Source organism: Klebsiella terrigena (assembly GCF_012029655.1).
GTDB lineage: Bacteria > Pseudomonadota > Gammaproteobacteria > Enterobacterales > Enterobacteriaceae > Klebsiella > Klebsiella terrigena.
This window is the reverse complement of record NZ_CP050508.1, coordinates 2020874-2042440: the sequence shown is the minus strand read 5'-3', so window position 1 is coordinate 2042440 and position 21567 is coordinate 2020874. Positions and strand designations below refer to the sequence as shown.

22 protein-coding genes and 3 tRNA genes are annotated in these 21567 nt (G+C 54.8%); 6 read left to right on the top strand and 19 right to left on the bottom strand.

Going from position 1 to position 21567, the window contains the following annotated elements; genetic code table 11:
- Nucleotides 1–49 precede the first annotated feature (49 nt).
- Nucleotides 50–1030, bottom strand: a complete 981-nt coding sequence (locus HCK03_RS09600; protein WP_041146259.1) for an arabinose ABC transporter substrate-binding protein — start codon at nucleotides 1028–1030, stop codon at nucleotides 50–52.
- Between the two features lie 921 nt (nucleotides 1031–1951).
- Here HCK03_RS09600 and HCK03_RS09595 point away from each other — a divergent pair.
- The gene (locus HCK03_RS09595; protein WP_123551619.1) at nucleotides 1952–2455 is read left to right on the top strand and encodes a non-heme ferritin-like protein; all 504 of its coding nucleotides are present in this window, start codon (nucleotides 1952–1954) and stop codon (nucleotides 2453–2455) included.
- Nucleotides 2456–2912: 457 nt separating this feature from the next.
- Nucleotides 2913–4430 (top strand): MFS transporter, encoded by a 1518-nt coding sequence (locus HCK03_RS09590; RefSeq protein WP_167692423.1) that lies wholly within the window; start codon nucleotides 2913–2915, stop codon nucleotides 4428–4430.
- Nucleotides 4431–4468: 38 nt separating this feature from the next.
- Here the strand turns inward: HCK03_RS09590 and HCK03_RS09585 are convergent, their stop codons facing one another.
- Together HCK03_RS09585 and azuC are read right to left on the bottom strand one after the other, a co-directional pair.
- On the bottom strand, nucleotides 4469–4720 hold the full coding sequence (locus tag HCK03_RS09585) for a DUF2766 family protein (RefSeq protein WP_041146262.1): 252 nt from the start codon (nucleotides 4718–4720) through the stop codon (nucleotides 4469–4471).
- A 79-nt stretch (nucleotides 4721–4799) separates the two neighbouring features.
- Nucleotides 4800–4883, bottom strand: coding sequence for a stress response protein AzuC (gene azuC, locus HCK03_RS09580; RefSeq protein WP_113771133.1), 84 nt, complete (start codon nucleotides 4881–4883; stop codon nucleotides 4800–4802).
- A 198-nt stretch (nucleotides 4884–5081) separates the two neighbouring features.
- Between azuC and HCK03_RS09575 the strand changes: the two genes are divergently transcribed.
- Nucleotides 5082–6503: an MFS transporter gene (locus HCK03_RS09575; protein ID WP_167691481.1), complete on the top strand. Its 1422-nt coding sequence runs from the start codon at nucleotides 5082–5084 to the stop codon at nucleotides 6501–6503.
- Between the two features lie 38 nt (nucleotides 6504–6541).
- Here HCK03_RS09575 and HCK03_RS09570 read toward each other — a convergent pair whose 3' ends face one another.
- The gene (locus HCK03_RS09570) at nucleotides 6542–7180 is read right to left on the bottom strand and encodes an RpiB/LacA/LacB family sugar-phosphate isomerase (RefSeq protein WP_041146264.1); all 639 of its coding nucleotides are present in this window, start codon (nucleotides 7178–7180) and stop codon (nucleotides 6542–6544) included.
- A gap of 435 nt (nucleotides 7181–7615) precedes the next feature.
- Here HCK03_RS09570 and ftnA point away from each other — a divergent pair, with 435 nt between their 5' ends.
- Nucleotides 7616–8113, top strand: coding sequence for a non-heme ferritin (gene ftnA, locus HCK03_RS09565; RefSeq protein WP_167691480.1), 498 nt, complete (start codon nucleotides 7616–7618; stop codon nucleotides 8111–8113).
- A gap of 36 nt (nucleotides 8114–8149) precedes the next feature.
- Here ftnA and HCK03_RS09560 read toward each other — a convergent pair whose 3' ends face one another.
- On the bottom strand, nucleotides 8150–8389 hold the full coding sequence (locus HCK03_RS09560; protein ID WP_167691479.1) for a YecH family metal-binding protein: 240 nt from the start codon (nucleotides 8387–8389) through the stop codon (nucleotides 8150–8152).
- A 192-nt stretch (nucleotides 8390–8581) separates the two neighbouring features.
- Here HCK03_RS09560 and tyrP point away from each other — a divergent pair, with 192 nt between their 5' ends.
- Entirely contained in the window at nucleotides 8582–9793 is a 1212-nt protein-coding gene (gene tyrP, locus HCK03_RS09555) for a tyrosine transporter TyrP (RefSeq protein ID WP_041146267.1), read from the top strand.
- Nucleotides 9794–9822: 29 nt separating this feature from the next.
- Here tyrP and HCK03_RS09550 read toward each other — a convergent pair whose 3' ends face one another.
- The 9 genes from HCK03_RS09550 to uvrY all read right to left on the bottom strand — a co-directional run bounded on the left by HCK03_RS09550 (nucleotide 9823) and on the right by uvrY (nucleotide 16016).
- Nucleotides 9823–10491 carry a YecA/YgfB family protein gene (locus HCK03_RS09550; protein WP_041147683.1) on the bottom strand — a complete coding sequence of 223 codons (669 nt, stop codon included), beginning with the start codon at nucleotides 10489–10491 and terminating at the stop codon, nucleotides 9823–9825.
- An 86-nt stretch (nucleotides 10492–10577) separates the two neighbouring features.
- Nucleotides 10578–11153: a DUF805 domain-containing protein gene (locus HCK03_RS09545; protein WP_041146268.1), complete on the bottom strand. Its 576-nt coding sequence runs from the start codon at nucleotides 11151–11153 to the stop codon at nucleotides 10578–10580.
- Nucleotides 11154–11340: 187 nt separating this feature from the next.
- On the bottom strand, nucleotides 11341–12276 hold the full coding sequence (locus HCK03_RS09540) for a metallophosphoesterase (protein WP_167691478.1): 936 nt from the start codon (nucleotides 12274–12276) through the stop codon (nucleotides 11341–11343).
- 208 nt (nucleotides 12277–12484) lie between these two features.
- A tRNA-Leu gene (locus HCK03_RS09535) sits at nucleotides 12485–12570 on the bottom strand.
- Nucleotides 12571–12583: 13 nt separating this feature from the next.
- Nucleotides 12584–12657 (bottom strand) — tRNA-Cys (locus HCK03_RS09530).
- A 40-nt stretch (nucleotides 12658–12697) separates the two neighbouring features.
- A tRNA-Gly gene (locus HCK03_RS09525) sits at nucleotides 12698–12773 on the bottom strand.
- A gap of 151 nt (nucleotides 12774–12924) precedes the next feature.
- Entirely contained in the window at nucleotides 12925–13473 is a 549-nt protein-coding gene (pgsA, locus tag HCK03_RS09520; RefSeq protein ID WP_041146269.1) for a CDP-diacylglycerol--glycerol-3-phosphate 3-phosphatidyltransferase, read from the bottom strand.
- Between the two features lie 57 nt (nucleotides 13474–13530).
- Nucleotides 13531–15363: an excinuclease ABC subunit UvrC gene (uvrC, locus tag HCK03_RS09515; RefSeq protein ID WP_076947303.1), complete on the bottom strand. Its 1833-nt coding sequence runs from the start codon at nucleotides 15361–15363 to the stop codon at nucleotides 13531–13533.
- Complete coding sequence (gene uvrY, locus HCK03_RS09510) at nucleotides 15360–16016, bottom strand: UvrY/SirA/GacA family response regulator transcription factor (protein ID WP_041146271.1); 657 nt, start codon at nucleotides 16014–16016, stop codon at nucleotides 15360–15362. The genes uvrC and uvrY overlap by 4 nt, the downstream gene beginning before the upstream one ends.
- 459 nt (nucleotides 16017–16475) lie before the next feature.
- Here uvrY and HCK03_RS09505 point away from each other — a divergent pair, with 459 nt between their 5' ends.
- Nucleotides 16476–16700, top strand: coding sequence for a DUF2594 family protein (locus tag HCK03_RS09505; RefSeq protein WP_041146272.1), 225 nt, complete (start codon nucleotides 16476–16478; stop codon nucleotides 16698–16700).
- Nucleotides 16701–16767: 67 nt separating this feature from the next.
- On the opposite strand, the gene sdiA is transcribed toward HCK03_RS09505, so the two are convergent.
- The 5 genes from sdiA to tcyJ form a co-directional block, all read right to left on the bottom strand.
- Entirely contained in the window at nucleotides 16768–17490 is a 723-nt protein-coding gene (gene sdiA, locus HCK03_RS09500; protein ID WP_041146273.1) for a transcriptional regulator SdiA, read from the bottom strand.
- A 558-nt stretch (nucleotides 17491–18048) separates the two neighbouring features.
- Nucleotides 18049–18801 (bottom strand): L-cystine ABC transporter ATP-binding protein TcyN, encoded by a 753-nt coding sequence (gene tcyN / locus HCK03_RS09495; RefSeq protein ID WP_041146274.1) that lies wholly within the window; start codon nucleotides 18799–18801, stop codon nucleotides 18049–18051.
- The gene (gene tcyL, locus HCK03_RS09490; RefSeq protein ID WP_041146275.1) at nucleotides 18798–19466 is read right to left on the bottom strand and encodes a cystine ABC transporter permease; all 669 of its coding nucleotides are present in this window, start codon (nucleotides 19464–19466) and stop codon (nucleotides 18798–18800) included. The genes tcyN and tcyL overlap by 4 nt, the downstream gene beginning before the upstream one ends.
- 15 nt (nucleotides 19467–19481) lie before the next feature.
- Entirely contained in the window at nucleotides 19482–20468 is a 987-nt protein-coding gene (gene dcyD / locus HCK03_RS09485; protein ID WP_041146276.1) for a D-cysteine desulfhydrase, read from the bottom strand.
- 162 nt (nucleotides 20469–20630) lie between these two features.
- Nucleotides 20631–21431, bottom strand: a complete 801-nt coding sequence (gene tcyJ / locus HCK03_RS09480; RefSeq protein ID WP_041146277.1) for a cystine ABC transporter substrate-binding protein — start codon at nucleotides 21429–21431, stop codon at nucleotides 20631–20633.
- Nucleotides 21432–21567: the final 136 nt, after the last annotated feature.

The following is a 21567-nucleotide window of genomic DNA, read 5'->3' as shown; positions in this document are numbered from 1 at the left end:
TCTACTGCGCTCAGCCTCCCGCCGCTGCGGGAGGCATGGTTAGCAGGCCTTACAGCCCTTTTTTCGCCAGCTCTTCTTTGAAGTTATCGCGGGTAATCAACACCACGTCGGTGACCGCCGTGAACTTCGGCGGTTCGGCGCCCTTGGTTACCCAGTTGTAGAGCATCTCGCTGGTTTTGTAGCCGTGAATATCCGGGCTCGGCAGCAGAGAGCCGTAGAAGCCGGTGGCCTGCGCCTTGGAGAGCTCGTTGACCGCATCCACGCCGTTAATACCAATACCAATCACATCCGGAGCCTTGAAGCCCTGCCCTTCAGTTGCGCGAACGCCGCCCAGGACGGTGTTATCGTTCATCCCGACGATCAGCCAGTGTTTGACCTGCGGGTGCTGGACCAGCATCGAGTTGCCGGCATCGAAGGCGCCGGGGATATCGTTGGATTTCGTCGGCACGCGGTAAATCTGTTTATCCGGGAAGCCGGCGGCTTTCAGCGCATCCAGCGAACCGGTGGTGCGGCGACGCGCGGTATCGAGCTCATCGGCGGTAATCGCCATCACCCCGGTATCCTTCACGTCCCAGCCGCGTTTTTGCATCTCTTTATAGAGCTCCTGGCCCTGACGAGCGCCAATCTCGCTGGCCGCCATCATCACCAGCGGAACGCTCTCCATCGGTTTGCCTTTGGCGTTGACGAACTGATCGTCGACGGTGATCACCTTCATGTCATAGCCGCGAGCTTTGGCGACAATCGCCGCTCCGAGCTTCGGATCCGGCGTACAAATAACAAACCCCTTCGCGCCGCTGGCGGCCAGGCTGTCGATCGCATTAAGCGTTTTTTCACCGTCCGGAACGGCGATTTTAATCACCTCAAAACCTAAATCTTTGCCGGCCTTATCGGCAAATTTCCATTCAGTTTGAAACCACGGCTCTTCCGGCTGCTTGACCAGAAAACCGAGCTTAAGCGTTTCCGCCATAGCTGATTGTGACATAACCGCAGCGAGACCAATCGCCGCCAGCGCTTTAGTAAATTTGTGCATGGTAAACTCCAGCTTAAATTCGCTTTTATGTAGGGAAATATCGGATCTAAAAATTTTTATCAGACTTAAAACAAGGTATTAGAAAAATCTCATCCAACGATGCCGTTGTTGAAATAGTAATAGCCGGAAATCAATTCTCCATACGAGAGCATTATCACATCGCGGAATTACAGTAATTGAGTGCATAAATTCAGCGAAAAATGACATAAAAAAAGCGCCAATTGTCAGACAATTAGCGCAGGCATAAGCCGTATTATCCATATCACCAGCAGAGTTATCCCTGTGACGCATTTAGCGCAGCGCGCCCGGCATGCGGACCCGCAATCGGCGCTAGCGGTTGCCCTCCCCCTGGCCCCCTCCTCCCGGCGATGCCAGGCGCTACGCCCGACATCACGCTTTATTGACACAATCGTCATCGCCCTGAAATATTATTTCCCGGCAGTCAGCCGTAAAAATTAAAAAATGATCCAGCGCAATGTTGCGCCAGCAGAATCGTGACAATTAAATGCTGCTATTAAACATACGACGCGGTTATTTTAATTAAGCGCTGCTCATGTAAACATCATACAACTACGTAATATGAGTGAAGGCTTTGATAAAACTGACGAATACAACGATAAAAATAAAATATAATCAAGGCGTTAAATGACATTCAATTTAATGAAAATGCTAATCAATGGCCTGCTATCAGCGGATGGTGTAACTAAACGTAAATCCCTCCGGTTAAGAGTTTTCTTAAGTAAGTTCTGAGAGTATTCTATATTTGTGGACATCGGAAATATCATTTCCGGCCACTCATGGAGAGCGCGGAATTATATTATTCCGCCAGTAAAGTTTCGTGTGAAGGTCTCGTAATGAAGCTGTTGGGGGCGAAAGCTCTTAACCCGCGAAGGCCCCCTTCCAGATTAATAAGGATATTTTATGGTAGTTGCAGGAATGGCTCAAAAGCTGAATAACCAGATGAATCTTGAGTTCCGCGCGTCGAACTCGTATCTGCATCTGAGCGAGTGGTGCGCACAGCAGCGCCTGAACGGCTCCGCGACGTTTCTCCGCACCCAGGCGCAGTCCAGCGTCACGCTGATGATGCGGGTGTTCGAATTTATGAAAAAGGGCGGCGAGTGGCCTATCGTGAAGGCCGAAGGCACCTATCATCAGGAGTGCAGCTCCCTCGAGGATCTGTTTACCCAGACTCTTGCCGACTATGAACAGCGCAGCAGCCTGCTCGCCGGTCTGGCAGAAGAAGCTAAAGCGCAAAGCGATGATTCCACCTGGCGCTTTTTGACCCTCTTAGAGAAAGAGCAGCAGCAGGACGGCATGCTCCTGCAAACCGTTCTCGATGAAGTGCGTAGCGCCGATAAAGCCGGTCTTTGTCTGCAGCAAACCGACCGCCGTCTGATGGATCTGGTGGCGCAGCAGCGCCATTAATCCGGCTTAGACAAACGCCGCATCAGCCGCGCCTTCAGGCTGGCTAAAGTCAGCGGGAACCACCGCTCCAGGGCACCGTTCAGGCTATTAATGAAAGGTGCCCGATAATTCACCTCCCGCTTCGTTCCGCCAGCGCCCTTGCCAGTCTCGTCTGAGAGCCCAGCGACCAGCCTTGGGCATCGCTTCAGGCCTCCTCGCACATAGCCCACACGCTCCCCCGCCCTGATATTTTGGCGCTCCGCAGCCGTTTGTTATTCCTAAAAAGCATTAAAAACTTTTAAGCCGATCGCATTACTGCGCAGCTAAATCGCCTGACCGATGATTAGTGACGGGGATCACTTTCTAAACCGTGAGTTAATAATATAAAAACACTGTTTCAAAAATTTAAAACAAGAGGTTTATATTAATGGCAAGATACGCGGCTTCAGCCTCGCAAGGGCTGCAGGGAAGACCGATTTTGTTACGCCATCAGCTCGCCTACGGTGGCGGCAACTTACTGGGGAGCGGCGCGCTGGCAATCAGCGGCGCCTGGTTACTCTATTTTTATACGACATTTTGCGGGCTGACGCTGATCGAGGCCTCGTTAATTTTCTCGATCGCCAGCATTATCGACGCCATCAGTAACCCGTTAATGGGCTATCTTACGGATAACTTCGGTAAAACCCGGCTCGGCAGGCGCTTTGGCCGGCGGCGCTTCTTTTTGCTCATCGGCATTCCGCTGATGATGTTTTATCCGCTGCTATGGGTAGAAGGGCTCGGCTTTTGGTACTACCTCAGCACCTACGTGATCTTCGAAATCATTTATACCTCAATCATGGTGCCTTACGAAACGTTGGCCACCGAAATGACCGACGATTTCTCATTACGGTCTAAGCTCACCGGTTATAAAGCCATTTTTGGCAAGCTGGCAAACTTCCTCGCGGCCTTTATTCCGGGCCAGTTCATCCTGCTGTACGGCAAGGATTCCGCTACCCCGTTCTTCCTGACCGGCCTGACCTACGGCATCATTCTGATCGTCGCTATCTCCTGCCTGTGGTACTGCAGCTGGGAGCGTCCGCGGGAAGAGGAGAGCAGCGTCAGCGAGAAGAGAGGGCTGCTCAATACGCTGCTGCTGCTGGCTAAAGATATGCGCTCGACCTTTTATTTACGCGTCTTCCGCAAACATCTCGGCATGTACCTGTGTGGCTTCGGCGCGGAATGGCTGTTCGCCTCCATCTTTACCTATTTTGTTATCTTCGTTCTGCAGCACGATCCGGCGATGGTTGCCGGGCTGAACAGCCTGAACTCAATTCTGCAGCTGGTCTCTACCGCGCTGTTCATCGGCCTGTGCGTGAAAAAAGGCTTCAGCAAGCCCTATATCCTCGCGCTGAGCGTGGTTATCTTCTCGGTACTGCTCTACACCTCGCTGTGGTTTTTCCATCTGCCGGCGCACCTCGCTACCGTGCTGATGTTCGGGATCACCGTCCTGTTTGGCCTCGGAACCGGCGGCGTGTATTACATCCCGTGGACGGTTTATACCTTCCTTGCCGATGTGGATGAGATTTACACCGGCCGCCGTCGCGAGGGAATTTATGCTGGCGCCATGACCTTCTCCGGGAAAATACTACGCTCGATCATCGTCTTCACCATGGGGGCTATTCTCAGCTTCTACGGCTTCCAGTCGAAGGCGCATACCCAGCCGGAAAGCGCGGTTACGGCGATTGCCGTGGTGTTCTGTAGCGGAGTGGTGCTGCTGGCTCTGGCCGCGATCGTCTTCAGCAAGCAGATGAAGCTGGATCGCAAAGCCCATATGGTGGTCTTACAGGAGGTTGCGCGGATTAAAGCGGGAGGCAAAATCGGCGATATCGCGCCGGAGGTACGGGTTGTCGTTGAGGATCTCGTCGGCCATCGCTACGAAGAGTGCTGGGGTAACAGCAAGCTGTTTAGGGGTGAAGAGGCGACCCCGGCCCGTTCCGCAGTCTCCCACCAGGCCTGATGGATACCCCGCCACCACGTGTGGCGGGGTAGAACCAATTAGTGAGCTTCGCTTTGCGGGGTGAACTTCAGCTCAATCAGGGCAATCGCTTTTTGCACCGCACGCATCGTAACCGGGTCGGACGATGAAGGATGGCTTGAAAAATCAATCGCTTTAAGCTGAGTTGCCATCTTTTCGCGCACCTCTACAGGGGCGATAACGTCAATGACATCGAGGATCTGTTTGATAACCAGCTGACAGGCAACCACGTCGGAAACCAGCTCGTCTTGTTCGGTAAGGTGTTGAGACATTTTTTGCTCCTTTTTGCAGGAGCGTAATAGTACCCTAAATCAGCTGAGATAAAAAAACCTGCCGCAGCAGGTTTTTTTATCAGAACATGCCGGCTGGCGGCACATCTTTGAAGGTCTTGCAGTAGGTGTCAAAAATGCTTTTCAGGATCTTGCGCAGCTTCATGGCGTCACTCCGTTTTTGTTATGCAGGTGTTAATGCTTGTCCGACTATAATATGACCGCCATCACAAAAATCAATTTAAATGTGCGCCAAATCACAAAAATAATTGCAGACTGAATTTTAAATTTAACAAAAAGCGAACGGAGCCGGAGCGTTCCCCCTCTCCTGCCCGCGATCTCAGCAGGCTATGGCAACAACATAATGACGACAAACATCTCCGCCCGGGAAGACCGGGCGTTCTCGGCGCCAGCGCTGCTGGTCGCCGGGGCCTTTTTTATGGAGTTTCTCGACGGAACGGTGATCGCCACCGCGCTACCGGACATGGCGCAAGATTTTGGCGTGGCGGCGGTGGATCTCAATATCGGGATCAGCGCCTATCTGATTACGCTGGCGGTATTGATCCCGGCCAGCGGCTGGATAGCCGATCGTTTTGGCGCCCGCAGGGTCTTCACCCTCGCGCTGGCGATTTTTACCCTTGCCTCGGTGTTTTGCGGCCTTTCCAGCAATGTCGATACCTTCTTTGCCATGCGTATTCTGCAGGGAATGGGCGGCGCGCTGATGGTCCCGGTCGGCCGTCTGGCGGTACTGCGTACCACCCCGAAGCACCAGCTGATTAAGGCCATTGCGACGCTGACCTGGCCCGCGCTGGTGGCGCCGATTATTGGCCCGCCGCTCGGCGGCTTTATTACCAGCTACGCCAGCTGGCACTGGATTTTCTTTATTAACGTCCCGCTGGGTCTCGCGGCGATGGCGCTGTCGCTGCGCATTATTCCCGATATTCGCGAAGAGGAGCGGCGCCCGTTCGACCTTCCCGGCTTCCTGGCCACCTCGGTTGCCATGGTCAGCCTGGTCAGCGCCATGGAGATCCTCGGCGATAACCGGCCCGAGGGCTGGAAGACCCTGGCGCTGCTGGGGCTTGGGATCGGCTGCATGCTCTTCTCCCTGCGCCACTTCCGCCGCGCCGCCTGGCCCATGGTACGCCTCGATGCGCTGCGGGTCCCCACATTCAGGGTCACCATGTACGGCGGCTCGCTGTTTCGCGCCTCCATCAGCGCCGTGCCTTTCCTGCTGCCGCTGCTGTTCCAGGTGGGATTCGGCATGGATCCGTTCCACTCGGGGCTGCTGGTGCTCGCCGTGTTCGTCGGTAACTTCACGATTAAACCCGCCACCACGCCGCTTATCCGCTGGCTCGGCTTCCGCCGCCTGCTGCTGATTAACGGCGCGCTCAACGTTCTGTCGCTGCTGGCCTGCGCATTTTTGACTCCGCAAACGCCGGTGTGGTTAATCCTGCTGATCCTGTTCCTCGGCGGCGTTTTCCGATCGATTCAGTTCACCGGCATCAGCACACTGGCCTTTGCCGATGTGCCCTCCCCGCAGATGAGCTACGCCAACACCTTGTTCAGCACCGCCTCGCAGCTGGCGGTTGGCTTAGGGATAACGCTTGGCGCGATAGGTATTCGTATTGGGGAAAAGCTGAGCGAATGGCTAAGCCTGTCGACGCTGCCCGGCATCAGCTTTCGACTCTCATTTGTGTTTATTGCGCTGATTTGTCTGGTGGGAATGGTGGATAGCCTGAAGCTGAAGGCGGATGCCGGAAGCAGCGTGTCGAACAAGGAAGCGTAGGCGAAAGTAAGGCCAGCCGCGGCTGGCCTTACCGATGATTAACCGACGATGTGGCGAACGAAGGCTTCGATCTCTTTGTCCTGGCAATTCTCGAAGAAGCACTGCTGGAAGCGCGGACCTGAGACGGCGGTTTTAACCAGTTCCGGGTCGATAGCGCGCAGCGTGTCGAGGTAATTCTCTTTCACCACCGCCGCTTTCACCGTATTCAGAATACCGGCATTGCGCACCTGCGGCTCTTTACGCTCCGGCGGATAGCCTTCCCCGTTGCGGCCGGTGAACGCTTTTTCGAAAATAAAGCGCACGTTCAGCTCTGCGCCCCAGCCGAAACCTTTCGCAAACGGCAGAGAGAGCGCGTTGCCGTTGTTGATCTGGGCAAACAGGAAAGCGTCGGCAGGATCGATACAGTAGCCGCACACCACGCCCGGATGGATATTCAAAGACATCAGCGCGCCCTGGCCGGTGCCGCAGCCGGTAACCACGAAGTCCACCGCTTTGGAATTCAGCAGAATGCTGGCCATGATGCCCAGATGAATATAGGTCAGGTGATGATCGTGCTCATCGCTCATACCCACGTTGTAAACCGGGAAGCCTTTCTCGTCGGCAACGGCGTTGAGCTCGTTGAGGATGATGGCATTTTTGTTTGCCTGGCTGTTTTCCATCATCAGTGCAATTTTCATGCTTTACTCTCCTGAATGCTTTGCGGGTACTTCCGCGATAGGTCGTTAACGTTGGTATGACATTACTACTTAACAAACGCACTTTCAAATTTTATGAAAAGTTGTTTTATAAATTACGTAGCGCTTCACACTTTTGCCCTCCAACCCCGTCCCCCGCTCTTTGCGCCTCCGCCTCCCTGCCGCTCCCCGATCGGCAAAATCCGCGCGAGGCCCTCAGCCGCTCGTCATTTGGATGCGCATATTTATCTGGCTCGACGCTATTTATTAAATATCAATTAAAACCATTCTCATTAATTATTAAATTGCCAATGCGTTTTATTCCCATTTGCATTTTTAATAAATGAAGTTTTTAATTTACTTTTTGCAAATAAATAAATAACAAATTATAGTGAGCGCACAATAATCTTAATTACCTATATTTTCGGAGCGCGCGCTATGCTGAAAACAGAAATGATCGATAAGCTCAATGAGCAAATGAACCTTGAACTCTATTCTTCTTTGCTTTATCAGCAAATGAGCGCGTGGTGCAGCTATCATAGCTTCGAAGGTGCGGCGGCGTTTCTTCGTCGTCACGCTCAGGAAGAGATGACCCATATGCAGCGCCTGTTCGACTACCTGACCGACACCGGCAGCCTGCCATGCATCAACGCCATTGCCTCGCCGTTTGCCGAGTACGCGTCGTTGGATGAACTGTTCCGCGTTACCTACGAACACGAACAGCTGATTACGCAGCAAATTAACGCCCTGGCCCACGCCGCGATGTCTGCGCAGGATTATCCGACCTTTAATTTCCTGCAGTGGTATGTTGCCGAGCAGCACGAAGAAGAGAAACTGTTTAAATCCGTTATTGATAAACTGACCCTCGCCGGTAAAAGCGGCGAAGGTCTGTACTTCATTGATAAAGAGCTGGCAACGCTCGATACGCAGGAATAATTATACCGGCGACGATGCTCCGGCATTGTCGCCCGGTTAATGCTGACAAATTTTGCTTTCGCTGGTATTAAACCCGGCGTCTGCGGCAATAAACTTGCCTTTATTCTGTAGAAATATCACCAGCTCCCCAGCGGTTAGATTTTCCGCCGAACAGGTGTGAAAACGGGCCTCGTCGCCAAAGCGAGCGACTATCGCCGCTTCCAGGCTGGCAACGCTGTAGGCTTCGCCCGAAGCGATCATCATCTGCAGTACTTCATGACCGTGAATAGATTGCATAACTCCTCCTGTAAAGCCTCCACGATAAACCACCTTATGGCTTCAGGCTTTGCGCCAGCGCAGCATTAGCGCGGCTCTCAGGCTGTAAACATTTACTGACAAGCACTGTAACCCTCATTTGACGAATCTGCCGATTTCACATACTCTGCGCGACATATTTTATTGTTAATTCCTTCATGGATAGAGAGAAACGTGAAGAACCGCACTCTAGGTAGTATTTTAATCGTGGCAGGGACCACTATTGGCGCAGGGATGCTGGCCATGCCTCTGGCATCCGCTGGGGTTGGTTTCGGCGTCACGCTCGGGCTGCTGATCGCCCTGTGGGCTTTGATGTGCTATACCGCGCTGCTGCTGCTGGAGGTCTATCAGCACGTGCCGGCGGACATGGGGCTGGGCTCGCTCGCCGCCCGCTACCTCGGGCGCTACGGACAGTGGGTCACCGGTTGTTGCATGCTGTTCCTGATGTACGCCCTGACCGCCGCCTACATCAGCGGCGCGGGAGAGCTATTGGCCTCCAGCCTGAACCAGTGGCTGCAGTGGGATCTTCCGCCGGCAGGCGGGGTGCTGCTGTTTACCGGCATTGGCGGGGCGGTGGTTTGCCTCGGGACCTCGCTGGTCGATCTGTTCAACCGCTTTTTATTCAGCGCCAAGATCATTTTTCTCGCCATTATGCTGGCCCTGCTGCTGCCGCACATTCATCAGATAAACCTGCTGACCCTACCGCTTCAGCAGGGGCTGGCGCTCTCGGCGATCCCGGTTATCTTTACCTCTTTTGGTTTTCACGGCAGCGTGCCGAGCATCGTCAGCTACCTTAACGGCGATATTCGTAAGCTGCGGCGGGTGTTTATCATCGGCAGCTTTATCCCACTGGTAGCCTATATTTTCTGGCAGCTGGCGACGCTGGGCAGCATTAGCTCTCCGACCTTTGCCGCCCTTCTGGGACAGCACGCGGGCCTGAACGGCCTGCTGGAAGCTATCAGAGAGGTCGTCGCCTCACCGCACGTTGAGCTGGCGGTGCATCTGTTTGCCGATCTGGCGCTGGCCACGTCGTTCCTCGGCGTCGCGTTGGGATTGTTCGATTATCTCGCCGACCTGTTTCAGCGTAAAAATACGCCGGGCGGGCGCGTGCAAAGCGGCGTCATCACCTTTGTGCCGCCGCTGGCCTTCTCGCTGTTCTACCCTCGCGGCTTCGTCATGGCGCTGGGCTATGCGGGCGTTGCCCTCGCCGTGCTGGCGCTGATGCTGCCTGCGCTGCTGGTCATGAAGAGTCGTCAGCAGCATCCGCACGCGACGTGGCGGGTTATCGGCGGAACGCCGGCGCTGTGGCTGGTCCTGCTGTGTGGTATCGCTATCGTGTTGATTCAGTTTTGTATCGCGATCGGCGTGTTACCTGCCGTCGGATAAAAGAGTAAGGGGCCTGTCGGCCCCTTATTTTATTTCGCTAAGCAGCACTGCTTATATTTCTTACCGCTGCCGCACGGGCAGGGATCGTTACGTCCAACTTTGGCATCATTTCTGATCGGCTGCGGCACCTCTGCCGGCTGCGCATGCTCCGTCCAGTATTGATAAAGCGCCAGCGCCGCGGGTTTAATACGCTCTACGCTGGCGAGAAAATCATCAACAGAGAGCGCTTCAACCGCCGGGAACTGCGCTTCCGTCCCGTGCAAAGCGATGATATCGAGCTCGGCCTGCAGCTCCGCCGGTAAAGCGGGCCAGCTGCCCAGGCCGACGCCGCGCATATAGCCAAAGCACCACTCGCCAACGATAGTCAGCTCCTGGCCTTCCTCTTCCCGCGTGCCAAACAGCGGCTCGAACTGCTCCGGATAATCGTCCAGGCGCTCGGCAACATCGCTCATATGCTGCAGGGTGAGGTTAACGAAGCGGTCGCGCTCGCGATCGTTGGCCCAGCGCGGTACGTTGTCGGCACCGCCCCAGATAGCCAGCAGCCACTGGGCGGGCTCAATCTCGGCTGGCCCGGAGAGGATCGCCGTCAGCAGGCCATCAAGCTCGGAGACATCAAGGATGGCGCCGTCGGTGGCGTATTTCGACAGGATATCGTCCAACCATTCAAGTTCGCTTTCGTTCAGGGGTCCGGTTTTCATAAACAGGCTCGTCGTCTTAGAAAAATGGCGCATACAGTAGCGGAAATGCCGGGAGAAAACCACCCGGCGCGGCCATTCTGCGCGGGTTAAATATCCTTAATAATGCTTGAGCGCATCGTTTCATATTCACTTTCGCTGATCGTACCGTCATCGCGCATCTTTGTTGCCTGGGCCAGGCGCTCTCTGACATCTTCGGCGGAAGAAACCGGGGCGCTCTGCGCGCCGGGAGGTGCGCTGTCGCCGTTATCCTGCTGAACGTCGCCAAAGCGGTTAACTCCGTCGGTGCCTCGGGCAAACAGTAGCCAGATAGACATCGCCAGCGACATGATTCCGCCAGCGACCATCAGCCATACCCATACCGCCGCCCCACCGTCTTCTACGGTGCCGGCAACGCCAATCAGGCCGATAATCAGGATCAGGAAAGGCGCCAGCAGCCACCAGCCGGATTTGTTCAGATCGTGCAGGCGTCGTACCGCCACCGCAATACCCGGAATAATAATAATCAGGCTAAACAGCCCGCCGATAACCGGGATCAGCCCCAGTACCGCGGACAGCACAAAGTTAGCGACGGTAAATACGGCGTACTCTTTACGCGCCGAGCGGCCGCGAAAGGTGGCATATTTGCGAAAACAGTTCCCGTAGCTTTCAAGCAACGTGGCCATAAGATCCCTCATTAAAAATAATTATTATTGCCGTGACGGCATATTGTCCCAAAGGCGGTTTATCCGGCCGCAGGCGCGCGCCGGAGCGCTATTTTACCGCAGTTTGCCCGAAATGTGCCGGAGAAAACTGAGGGCTTGACCGCCGGAGGGCATCACTATAGCTCTGTCCTTAAGCGGAATATCAGCCTCAAACGCTGACGAAGCGCCCGTTTGTCACCTCCGTCTCGCCGGCGTCATAAATCCACGCCCGCAGCGGATGGCTCGCTTTTGCCGCATTATAGTCAACGCACACGACCCGCTCGCTCAGCGCCGCCGGTTCGCCAGATAGGGTGTAGTGCCCAACGACCACCGGAACCTCGGGCAAAACGTAAGCGTTTTTTTCCAGCGCGATATCCGGGATGCTGCTAACCATCTCGGGCTGAACCTGGGCAATCTGCCGGTAGGTTGTTGCCTCGTTAAGCCACCAGCGGATGCGAATATGGCGCCGCTCGATCCCGGTTTTATCCTCGAAGCTGTAGCCCGCAGGCAGCGCCAGCTCTGGCCCCTTGAGTATCGTCTCCAGCAGGTGGAACAGGACGTGCTGTTTATCGAAGGCGTGTACCCAGCTCTCCGGCTTTAGCCGGTTCTCTTCGTCGAGCCACGGGCGAAGCCGGGCGATAGCGCGCTCGTCCCAGCACGCGTGCACCGCACGGATATCGCCAAAATCAACGAACAGCGGCAGGGTTTTAAACCACTCGACCCACAGCAGGTGCTGAGCGCTATCTTCCGTGACGTCGTTGAGGAAGGCCTGATGCTGACGGCGGTTATTCGCCGTATGCGGGCGCAGGGGCTGAGCCGTCTGCGGATGGCGCATCAGCCAGCCAACGGCGTTAAATTCATGATTGCCCATCAGGCAAATGGCGCGCCCTGCGGCAACCTCTCCCCTCACCTGCTCCAGCACGGACTGATGGTCGATGTGGCTCGCCGGCTGATTATCAATAAGATCGCCGACAAAAATCAGCAGGCTGCGATCCCGCTCCTCCCGGGATCGCAGATGGGCCAGCAGGGCAGAAAGCTTGCCGTACTGGCCATGAATATCACCAATAAATATTTTGCGGCTCTTAGTCTGGCCTGAAGCGGGCATCAGAATTCCTTGTGCTTTTTAGTAAGTGCGAGCTTACGGATAGTAACAGGGTTGCCGGGCGAAGCCCCGCGCGACAAGGGAACCGGCTGAAAGGAAGGATAATATGATGAAGTGATACTATGAATGGCGTGCTGCAGACATGAAAAAACCACCCGTAGGTGGTTTCACGACACTGCTTATTGCTTTGATTATTCTGCTTTTATCCCAATGGTACCCGGAACGAGACTTGAACTCGTACAGCCTATGGCCGAGGGATTTTAAATCCCTTGTGTCTACCGATTCCACCATCCGGGCTCGGGATGTAAATTGGAGGCGCGTTCCGGAGTCGAACCGGACTAGACGGATTTGCAATCCGCTACATAACCGCTTTGCTAACGCGCCTTTGATGCTGCAACACCCGCAACTGCCGATGTTTTTAAACTGGAGCGGGAAACGAGACTCGAACTCGCGACCCCGACCTTGGCAAGGTCGTGCTCTACCAACTGAGCTATTCCCGCATTATCAAGCTAATTTGCTAATCACTTGATTTTGTTATCGTCTGGCAAGCCGTGCTGCCGTTCGATGCGTTGCATTCTACTTACCTGGCGCAATGAGTCAACGATATTTTTTAAAACCTTGCGTCGTTTGCTGAAATTTACGCCGAAACGATCACTGATCAAGCAAATCGCCGCGCGCCGCGTTCAAATATTGCAGCATCGACCACAGCGTCAGCACCGCCGCAACGAGGAACAGCACGATCCCTGCCCCTTCAACCCACTCATTTGGCCGCCACAGCATCCACACCAGCGCCGTCATTTGCGCCGTCGTTTTGACTTTACCGATCCAGGAAACCGCTACGCTGCTGCGTTTACCCAGCTCGGCCATCCATTCGCGCAGGGCAGAGATAATGATTTCACGGGCGATCATCGTCGCCGCCGGCAGAGTGACCCACCAGGTGTGGTAATGCTCGGCAACCAGCACCATCGCAATTGCCACCATGACCTTATCTGCTACCGGGTCGAGAAACGCGCCAAAACGAGTGCTCTGATTCCAGCGGCGCGCCAGATAACCATCAAACCAGTCGGTTACCGCGGCGACAAAGAAGATCAGCGCACAGGCAAACGGTGCCCATACCACGGGAAGGTAAAACGCCAGCACAAAAAACGGTATCAGGATGACGCGAAACAGAGTAAGCAATGTAGGGATATTAAATTGCATAGTGACGGGTAACTATCTGTTAGAAGTAAAAATTAGCCCTATGTTGCTACAGAGCCCCTAATGTTTCAACGAGTAGAAGATCTTTTCTGCCAGACCGTGAGATATACCCGGTACTTTGGCTATCTCTTCGACGCTGGCTTGCTGTAGCCCCTGCAGACCGCCCATATACTTCAGCAGCATCTGCCGACGCTTCGGCCCCACTCCTTCGATAGTCTCCAGCGTGCTGGTACTTTTCACTTTTGCCCGCTTTTTACGATGCCCGGCGATGGCATGATCGTGCGACTCATCGCGGATATGCTGAATGACGTGCAGCGCGGGAGAGTCCGGCGGCAGGCTAAAGCCTTCGCCCTCAGGCTCAAAGAATAGCGTTTCCAGGCCCGCCTTACGATCGCTACCTTTTGCTACCCCTAATAATAGAGGATGATGTTTGTCCCAGGCCACGTCCAGCTCGGCAAACACGCTTTTCGCCTGCCCAAGCTGCCCTTTACCGCCATCTATCAGGATAACGTCGGGGATCTTGTTCTCTTCGATAGCTTTACCGTAGCGCCGGCGCAGAACCTGATTCATCGCCGCATAGTCATCCCCCGGCGTGATCCCGGTAATATTGTAGCGGCGATACTCGGCGCGCAGCGGCCCGTTGCTGTCAAACACCACGCACGAGGCGACGGTCTGTTCGCCCATCGTGTGGCTGATATCAAAGCACTCCATGCGCTTCACCGCCGGCAGCTTGAGCAGCGTCGCCAGCGCCTGCAGGCGCTGATGGATGGTGGACTGCTGGGACAGCTTGGTCGTCAGCGCCGTCGCGGCATTGGTGCGCGCCAGCTTAAGATAGCGCGCGCGATCGCCGCGGGGTTTCGTCTGCACATTCACGCGCCGCCCCGCCAGCTCTGAGAGCGAGTCGGCGAGCAGGGTTTTGTCGCCAAGGTTAAAGTCGAGCAGAATTTCCCCCGGCAGGGTGCGCATCTGGCTCCCCTGCAGGTAGAACTGACCGACGAAGGTCTCCACCACTTCCCCAAGCTCGGTGCCGCCGGGGACCTTAGGGAAATAGCTGCGGCTACCCAGCACTTTCCCCTGGCGAATAAACAGCACGTGAACGCAAGCCATGCCCGAATCAAAGGCGACGCCAATAACGTCCATATCGTCGCCATTATTTGAGACAAACTGCTTCTCCGTCACCCGACGCACGGCCTGGATCTGATCGCGAATGCGCGCCGCCTCTTCAAACTCCAGCGCCTGGCTGGCCTTCTCCATGCGGGCAATAAGCTGCGTCAGGACCTGATCGTCTTTGCCGGCAAGGAACAGCCGCACGTATTCAACCTGCTGGGCATACTCCTCCTCGCTAACCAGCCCCGCCACGCAAGGGCCGAGGCAGCGGCCAATCTGATACTGCAGACACGGACGCGAGCGGTTGCGATAGACGCTATTTTCGCACTGGCGAACGGGGAAGATTTTTTGCAGCAGCGCTAAGGTTTCGCGAACCGCATAGCCGTTCGGGAAAGGACCGAAATATTCCCCTTTAGCGTGCTTAGCGCCGCGATGGGTCGCCAGCCGCGGATGGGTATCGGCGCTGAGAAAAATAAAGGGATAGGATTTGTCATCGCGCAGCAGCACGTTATAGCGCGGCTGATACAGCTTGATATAGTTATGTTCAAGCAGCAGGGCTTCCGTTTCGGTATGGGTTACCGTCACGTCTATTTGCGCTATCAGCGCCACCAGGGCTTCGGTTTTACGCGAAGCCAGGTTGCTGCGAAAATAGCTGCTTAGCCGCTTTTTCAGGTCTTTTGCTTTACCAACGTAAATAACGATACCGCCAGCATCGTACATCCGATAGACGCCCGGCTGGCTGGTTACTGTCTTCAGGAAAGCTTTAGCATCAAAAACATCACTCACAGACTTGCTAACGACTCCGCATTACACAGGCCATGGCGGATTGCCAGGTGGGTCAGCTCAACGTCACCGTGGATGTTTAATTTACTGAACATCCGATAGCGATAGCTGTTCACCGTCTTGGGACTCAGATTCAGCTGCTCTGAGATCTCATTGACCTTCTGACCTTTAGTGATCATCAGCATAATCTGCAATTCTCGTTCAGACAAACTGGCAAACGGCGATTCCGTTTTTTCCGGCTCGATCTGGCTGAGCGCCATCTGCTGGGCGATATCCGAAGCGATATAGCGCTGACCTGATGCCACGCAGCGAATCGCATTGACCACTTCCTGCGGCGCGGCGCCTTTACTCAGGTAGCCCGCAGCGCCTGCCTGCATCACCTTCGCCGGCAGCGGGTTTTCGGTATGCACGGTGAGCATAATGACTTTGGTATCGACAATGGCGCGCGCAATTTTACGCGTTGCCTCAAGACCGCCGATCCCGGGCATATTCATGTCCATCAGGACAACGTCAACGGGATTAGCCCGACACCATTTAACGGCATCCTCGCCGCAGCAACATTCGCCCACGACGTTAATCCCTTTTATATCTTCCAGAATGCGTCGTATCCCTGCGCGCACCAGTTCGTGGTCATCAACAAGAAGGACGTTGATCAAAGGAATAATCTCCAGAATTAGGGATAACACAACGGATAGTTTATCGAACCCATATTACCGGGTTTTGGCGTAATTTTAAAAGCCAAAAGTGTTCTTCAGAGGATTTATCTGTCCTTTATGGCAAGTTGTTTGCACACCTGGTGGAAACCCATACATAACAGAGAGTTGTATAAGGTCGTATTTTTAACATTCGTCATACAGAAAACGTAATAAACACAACACAATACGTAGTTGATAAATACGAAAGAAAATATGTAACAATAATTAACTCTAAAAATCATACCAAAAATTAACAATTTGCAGGCGCCGAAGCGGGCTTTATTCAGGCAATTAAACCCTTCACAGCTCCGATCAGAGAACGCAAATTACGCGCTCCTTTTTTTTCTGCCGCTTGTGGTATACTGCGCCGCTTTAAGATTTAGTATTGCGCAAAAGCGCCGATAGCAAACGAGGATATCGATGAGCACACCAGATTTTTCCACTGCAGAAAATAATCAAGAACTGGCGCAGGAAGTGACCTGCCTGAAAACGCTGCTGACGCTGATGCTCCAGGCCATGGGCCAGGCCGATGCGGGTCGGGTGATTATTAAGATGGAAAGGCAAATCACGCAGATGGAAGATGAGGCTCAGGCTGCCGTATTCTCCAGCACCGTTAAGCAAATTAAACAGGCTTACCGTCAGTAACAATAAACCGGCTGAAAGTATAACTGACAGCCGGTTTCACGCCTGGCACGCAGAACGATGGGCTAGCTCAAATTAAGCCGGTGGCGACCGCATAGCAGGCTATTTGCGTTTTATTCGGTGCGTTGAATTTTCGTTGCATATTTTTCTGATGAAAATTGACGGTATTTTCTGAGATAGACAGAATTATCGCGACCTCTGCCGAGGTCTTCCCTTCCGCAGTCCATTTCAAAATCTCCAGTTCACGCCGGCTGAACTTCATTTCCGGCGGCATCACCATCGCGTCCTGCAGACGTAACAGCGTCAACAGGCTGAGCTCAATCAGCATTCTCAAACGCATTTCCAGCTCGTCTGCCGGATAGGGCCCGGCGCTACGATTCTGCCCTGAGACCGAGAGAAAGCCCTGCGCGTGATTGGGTAAGGTGAGGCACTGAGTTATCCCCTTCACCAGCCCGTGATCGCGCGCGCCGTCCCAGAGCTGCGGGGCGTCACGGAATAGCCCGTCGTTCCACGGCAGGTGACCACGAAGAAAATTTTCCGGTCGCAGCACCGGATCGATGGCGAAATAGTTCTCGGCTTGATAATGCGCCATCCACGCCTGCGGATAGGTCGTCTGCAGCGTCACCTTAGGGCGCGTAAAGGGCACGGGATGCCGCACGCAGAGAGCAAAATAATCGTATTCCAGCTCTTCCGCCTGCTGCTGCAGGAGATTATAAACCTCCTCTCCCGCCGAAATTGCCTGAAATTGTTGCAGCATTTCCCGCCGCCAGCTGAAAAAATCATTGTCCCTCATAACCGACCAAATAACTCCTGAGTAATTATCATTATTACAAATACAAAAACTAACACATAAATCTTATTTATATGTATAAAATATCGTATACACCGCACATATTAGATCGTTACTGGTGCTATTCAGCGCAGACGGGAGAAGAGAATGTCGCATCATTTATCTCTGCCGACGATATATTCTCAACTGTGGGAGGAGTTTAGCGCTAATCCTGCTGCCGATATTGCCTTCTCTCAAGCGCCGCTGTTTTACCCTCAGCGATAAGATACGACGTATCGTTTCGGCAGGCTGGCCTCCAGCGACGGCGGAAAAGGGATTGTTTCGGGAAAACGCCGCGTGCGGCTGAATATAAAAATACCAATCGATAAGCAGCGTTTAATAGTCCTGCTCTCTCACACGGCGCTATCGTTCAGCAGCTATCGTCCAGAAAGGTTTCCACTTCGCGGCCCAGGCGTTCGGGCTGGCCAAACGCCTGCACCGTTCTCTGCGGCTGGCGGGAACGCCGGTAGCCTCGCCGCCCCGCCCTTTTCACCGGATCCCACGACCGCAGTCGGGTAGCCGTTACTGCATCAGGAATTTTTCGAGGAACTGGCGCGTGCGCGGCTGCTGCGGATTGGCAAACAGCGCCTTAGCCTCACCCTGCTCGACGATACGTCCCTGATCCATAAAGATAGCCCGGTCGGCCACGTCGCGGGCAAAGCTCATTTCATGGGTCACGATAACCATGGTGCGCTTCTCCTGCGCCAGCTGGCGAATGGTATTCAGCACTTCGCCCACCAGCTCAGGATCCAGAGCGGACGTGGGTTCATCAAACAAAATAACGTCCGGACGCATCGCCAGCGCGCGGGCAATCGCCACGCGCTGCTGCTGGCCGCCGGAGAGACGGCGCGGGTAGCTATTCTCTTTCCCGTTTAGCCCAACCTTCGCCAGCAGCTCGCGCGCCCGGACGATCGATTCGTTTTTATCTTCACCCTTAACGATAACCGGCCCTTCAATAATGTTCTCCATCACCGTGCGGTGCGGGAACAGGTTGAAGTTCTGGAAAACGAAGCCGACGTGCTGGCGCAGTCGGCGAATCAGCCCCTTCTGCTGGCTCAGGCTGCGCGCGGTATCGATAGTGACGTCGCCCACCCGAATGGTGCCGCTCTCCGGCTGTTCCAGCAGGTTGATGCTGCGCAGAAGGGTCGTTTTGCCGGAGCCGCTGGGGCCGATAATCGCCACCACTTCGCCCTCCGCCACCTCCAGGTCAATACCGTGCAGTACCGTCTGTCCGTGGAACTTTTTCACCAGGTTCTTGACTTCAATGGCACTCATTTTGGATCACGCTCCTGGCGATTCAGCTGATTTTCAAAATAGTTTTGCAGCGTCGACAGCACCGTCGCCATCACCCAGTAAATCAGCGATGCAGCCAGATACATGGTGAAAACTTCCAGCGTACGGGAGGTAATAAGCTGCGCCTGGCGGAACAGTTCCGGTACCTGGATAGTCGCCGCCAGCGACGTATCTTTCACCAGGCTGATAAAGCTGTTAGAGAGCGGCGGCAGCGCGACGCGCGCGGCCTGCGGCAAAACCGCCCGACGCAAAGTCTGCCACGGCGTCATCCCGATACTTGCCGCCGCTTCCCACTGCCCTTTATCAATAGAGGCAATCGCCGCGCGCAGCGTTTCGGCGGCATACGCCGCGGTGTTCAGCGACAGGCCAATCATCGCCGCCGGAATGGGATCCAGCTCAATGCCAAACTGCGGCAGGCCGTAGTAAATCATAAACAGCTGGGCGATCAGCGGCGTACCGCGGAAAATAGAAATGTAGACCCGCGCCAGCCACTTTACCGGCCAGAGGGGTGACATCCGCATCAGCGCAAGGATAAAGCCCAGCAGCAGGCCAAAGAACATGCCGCCGATGCTCAGCTGCAGCGTAAATACCGCCCCCTTGAGGAGAAAAGGTGCGGAATCAAAAACCAGTTGGATACTCTCTTGCATTCTGTTTGTTCTGCTTTAGATATGAGGATGGTAGGCAAACAGCGCCGGCGCTCCGCCGGTGTGTATAAATAAGATTGGCCCTTCATCCTTAAAGCGTTTCTGCTGAATACCGTCAATCAGCCCGGCCATCGCCTTCCCGGTATAGACCGGATCCAGCAGGATACCCTCAAGCTGTGCCAACAGTTTTACCGCTTCCATTCCTTCGTCATTCGGCGTGCCGTAGCCTGGTGCGAAATAGTCGTCCCACAGCGTAATCCCGGCTTTTGCCTGCAGCTCGAGGCTGTTCGCTACCGCCTGCTGCAGGGCAACGACTTTCGGCAGCTGGTCCGCCACCTTGCGCGACACGGTGACGCCAATCAGTTCGGCTCCCGGCATCAGCTGTTCCAGACCCACCGCCAGGCCGGCATGGGTGCCGGCGCTGCCGGATGCCACCACCACGGACGACAGCTCTACCGCGCCTTCGCACTGCTGGGCAATTTCCAGCGCGCTTTCAACATAGCCTAGCGCACCCAGCGCGCTGGAGCCGCCGACCGGGATAACATACGGACGATAGCCCTGAGCCTCGATACGCGTCGCCAGCTCTTCCAGCTGCGCATTGGGGTCGGTCAGCGCATCGCACATCTCGACCTGGGTATTGAACAGATCCAGCAGCAGGCGGTTGCCGTTAGTCAGGTAGTTCTCCGCGCGGGTGCCAATCGGGTTTTCCAGCAGGGCCACGCAGTGCAGGCCAAGCTTAGCCGCCACCGCCGCGGTTTGACGAACGTGGTTAGATTGAATCGCGCCGGCGGTGATCAGCGTATCAGCACCTTCCCGCAGCGCATCGGCCGCCAGGAACTCCAGCTTGCGCAGCTTATTGCCGCCCATAGCAAGCGGGGTCACGTCGTCGCGTTTGATAAAAATTTCGCGACCGAGATGATCCGACAGGCGCGGCAGGTATTCCAGCGGCGTCGGAGCGCCAATCAGCTCCAGGCGCGGGAAACGCGTTAAATTTTGCAGTGACATGATATCTCCTGACTGAGAGCCAATCCCTCAGGCGTTATTATTCCAGGCAAACTGGCCCATAAAATAGCCTGATGAAACAGGCCCTTTGTTTTTATTATGCACGTAGTTGCCGACGAAATAAAAAAAGGCGCTTCCATGAGCGCCTTTTTTCACCGCCGGCCGTTATTTCGTCACGTCAGCGCCAAACCATTTTTCCGACAGCGCTTTCAGGCTGCCGTCTTTTTGCATGTCGGCAATGGCACCATCCACCGCTTTCAGCAGGTCTTCGTTACCTTTACGCAGCGCCACGCCAGACTCCTGACGCGAGAACGCTTCGCCGGTGACGGCCAGGGTATTGCCGGTTTTCTTCACCAGATCCAGCGCCGCCAGACGATCGACCAGAATGGCATCGATGCGGCCTACGCGCAGATCCTGATATTTAGTCGGGTCGTCATCATAGGTGCGGATATCCACGCCCTGCACGTTCTGACGCAGCCACTCTTCGTAGTTGGTGCCCAGACCCACGCCGACTTTCTTGCCTTTCAGGTCGGCCGCCGTTTTGATAACGCCTTCATTGCCCTTTTTCACCAGCGCCTGCACGCCAGAGACGGTGTACGGCGTGGAGAAGTCATATTTTTTCTTACGCTGGTCGGAAATGGTGACCTGGTTAATCACCACGTCGATGCGTTTAGAATCCAGCGAGGCCAGCATTCCGTCCCATTTGGTCGGTTTCAGATCGGCCTTCACTCCCAGATGCTTCGCCAGCTCGTTGGCAAAGTCGACCTCAAAACCGGCCAGCTTGCCGTCATCACCCTGATAGCTGAACGGAGGATAGGTGCCTTCCAGGCCCACGCGCAGCGTGCCGCGCTCTTTAATTTGGTTAAACAGGTTTTCTGCTGCAAACGTTTTTACGCTAACGCCAGTCATCAAAACCACAGCCATTGCGCCCATCAGCGCCTGGCGGCCCAGAAGTGCTAATTTCATAGAGACCCCACAGAGTGATATTTTTTTGTAGTGTAAGGCGTTTATGCGGATGGACCAACATCTATCCGCTACATCTTATTCCAATTTATTATATACGATACCGTTTATGGCATAGTGAAAAACGCGCGCAAAATTG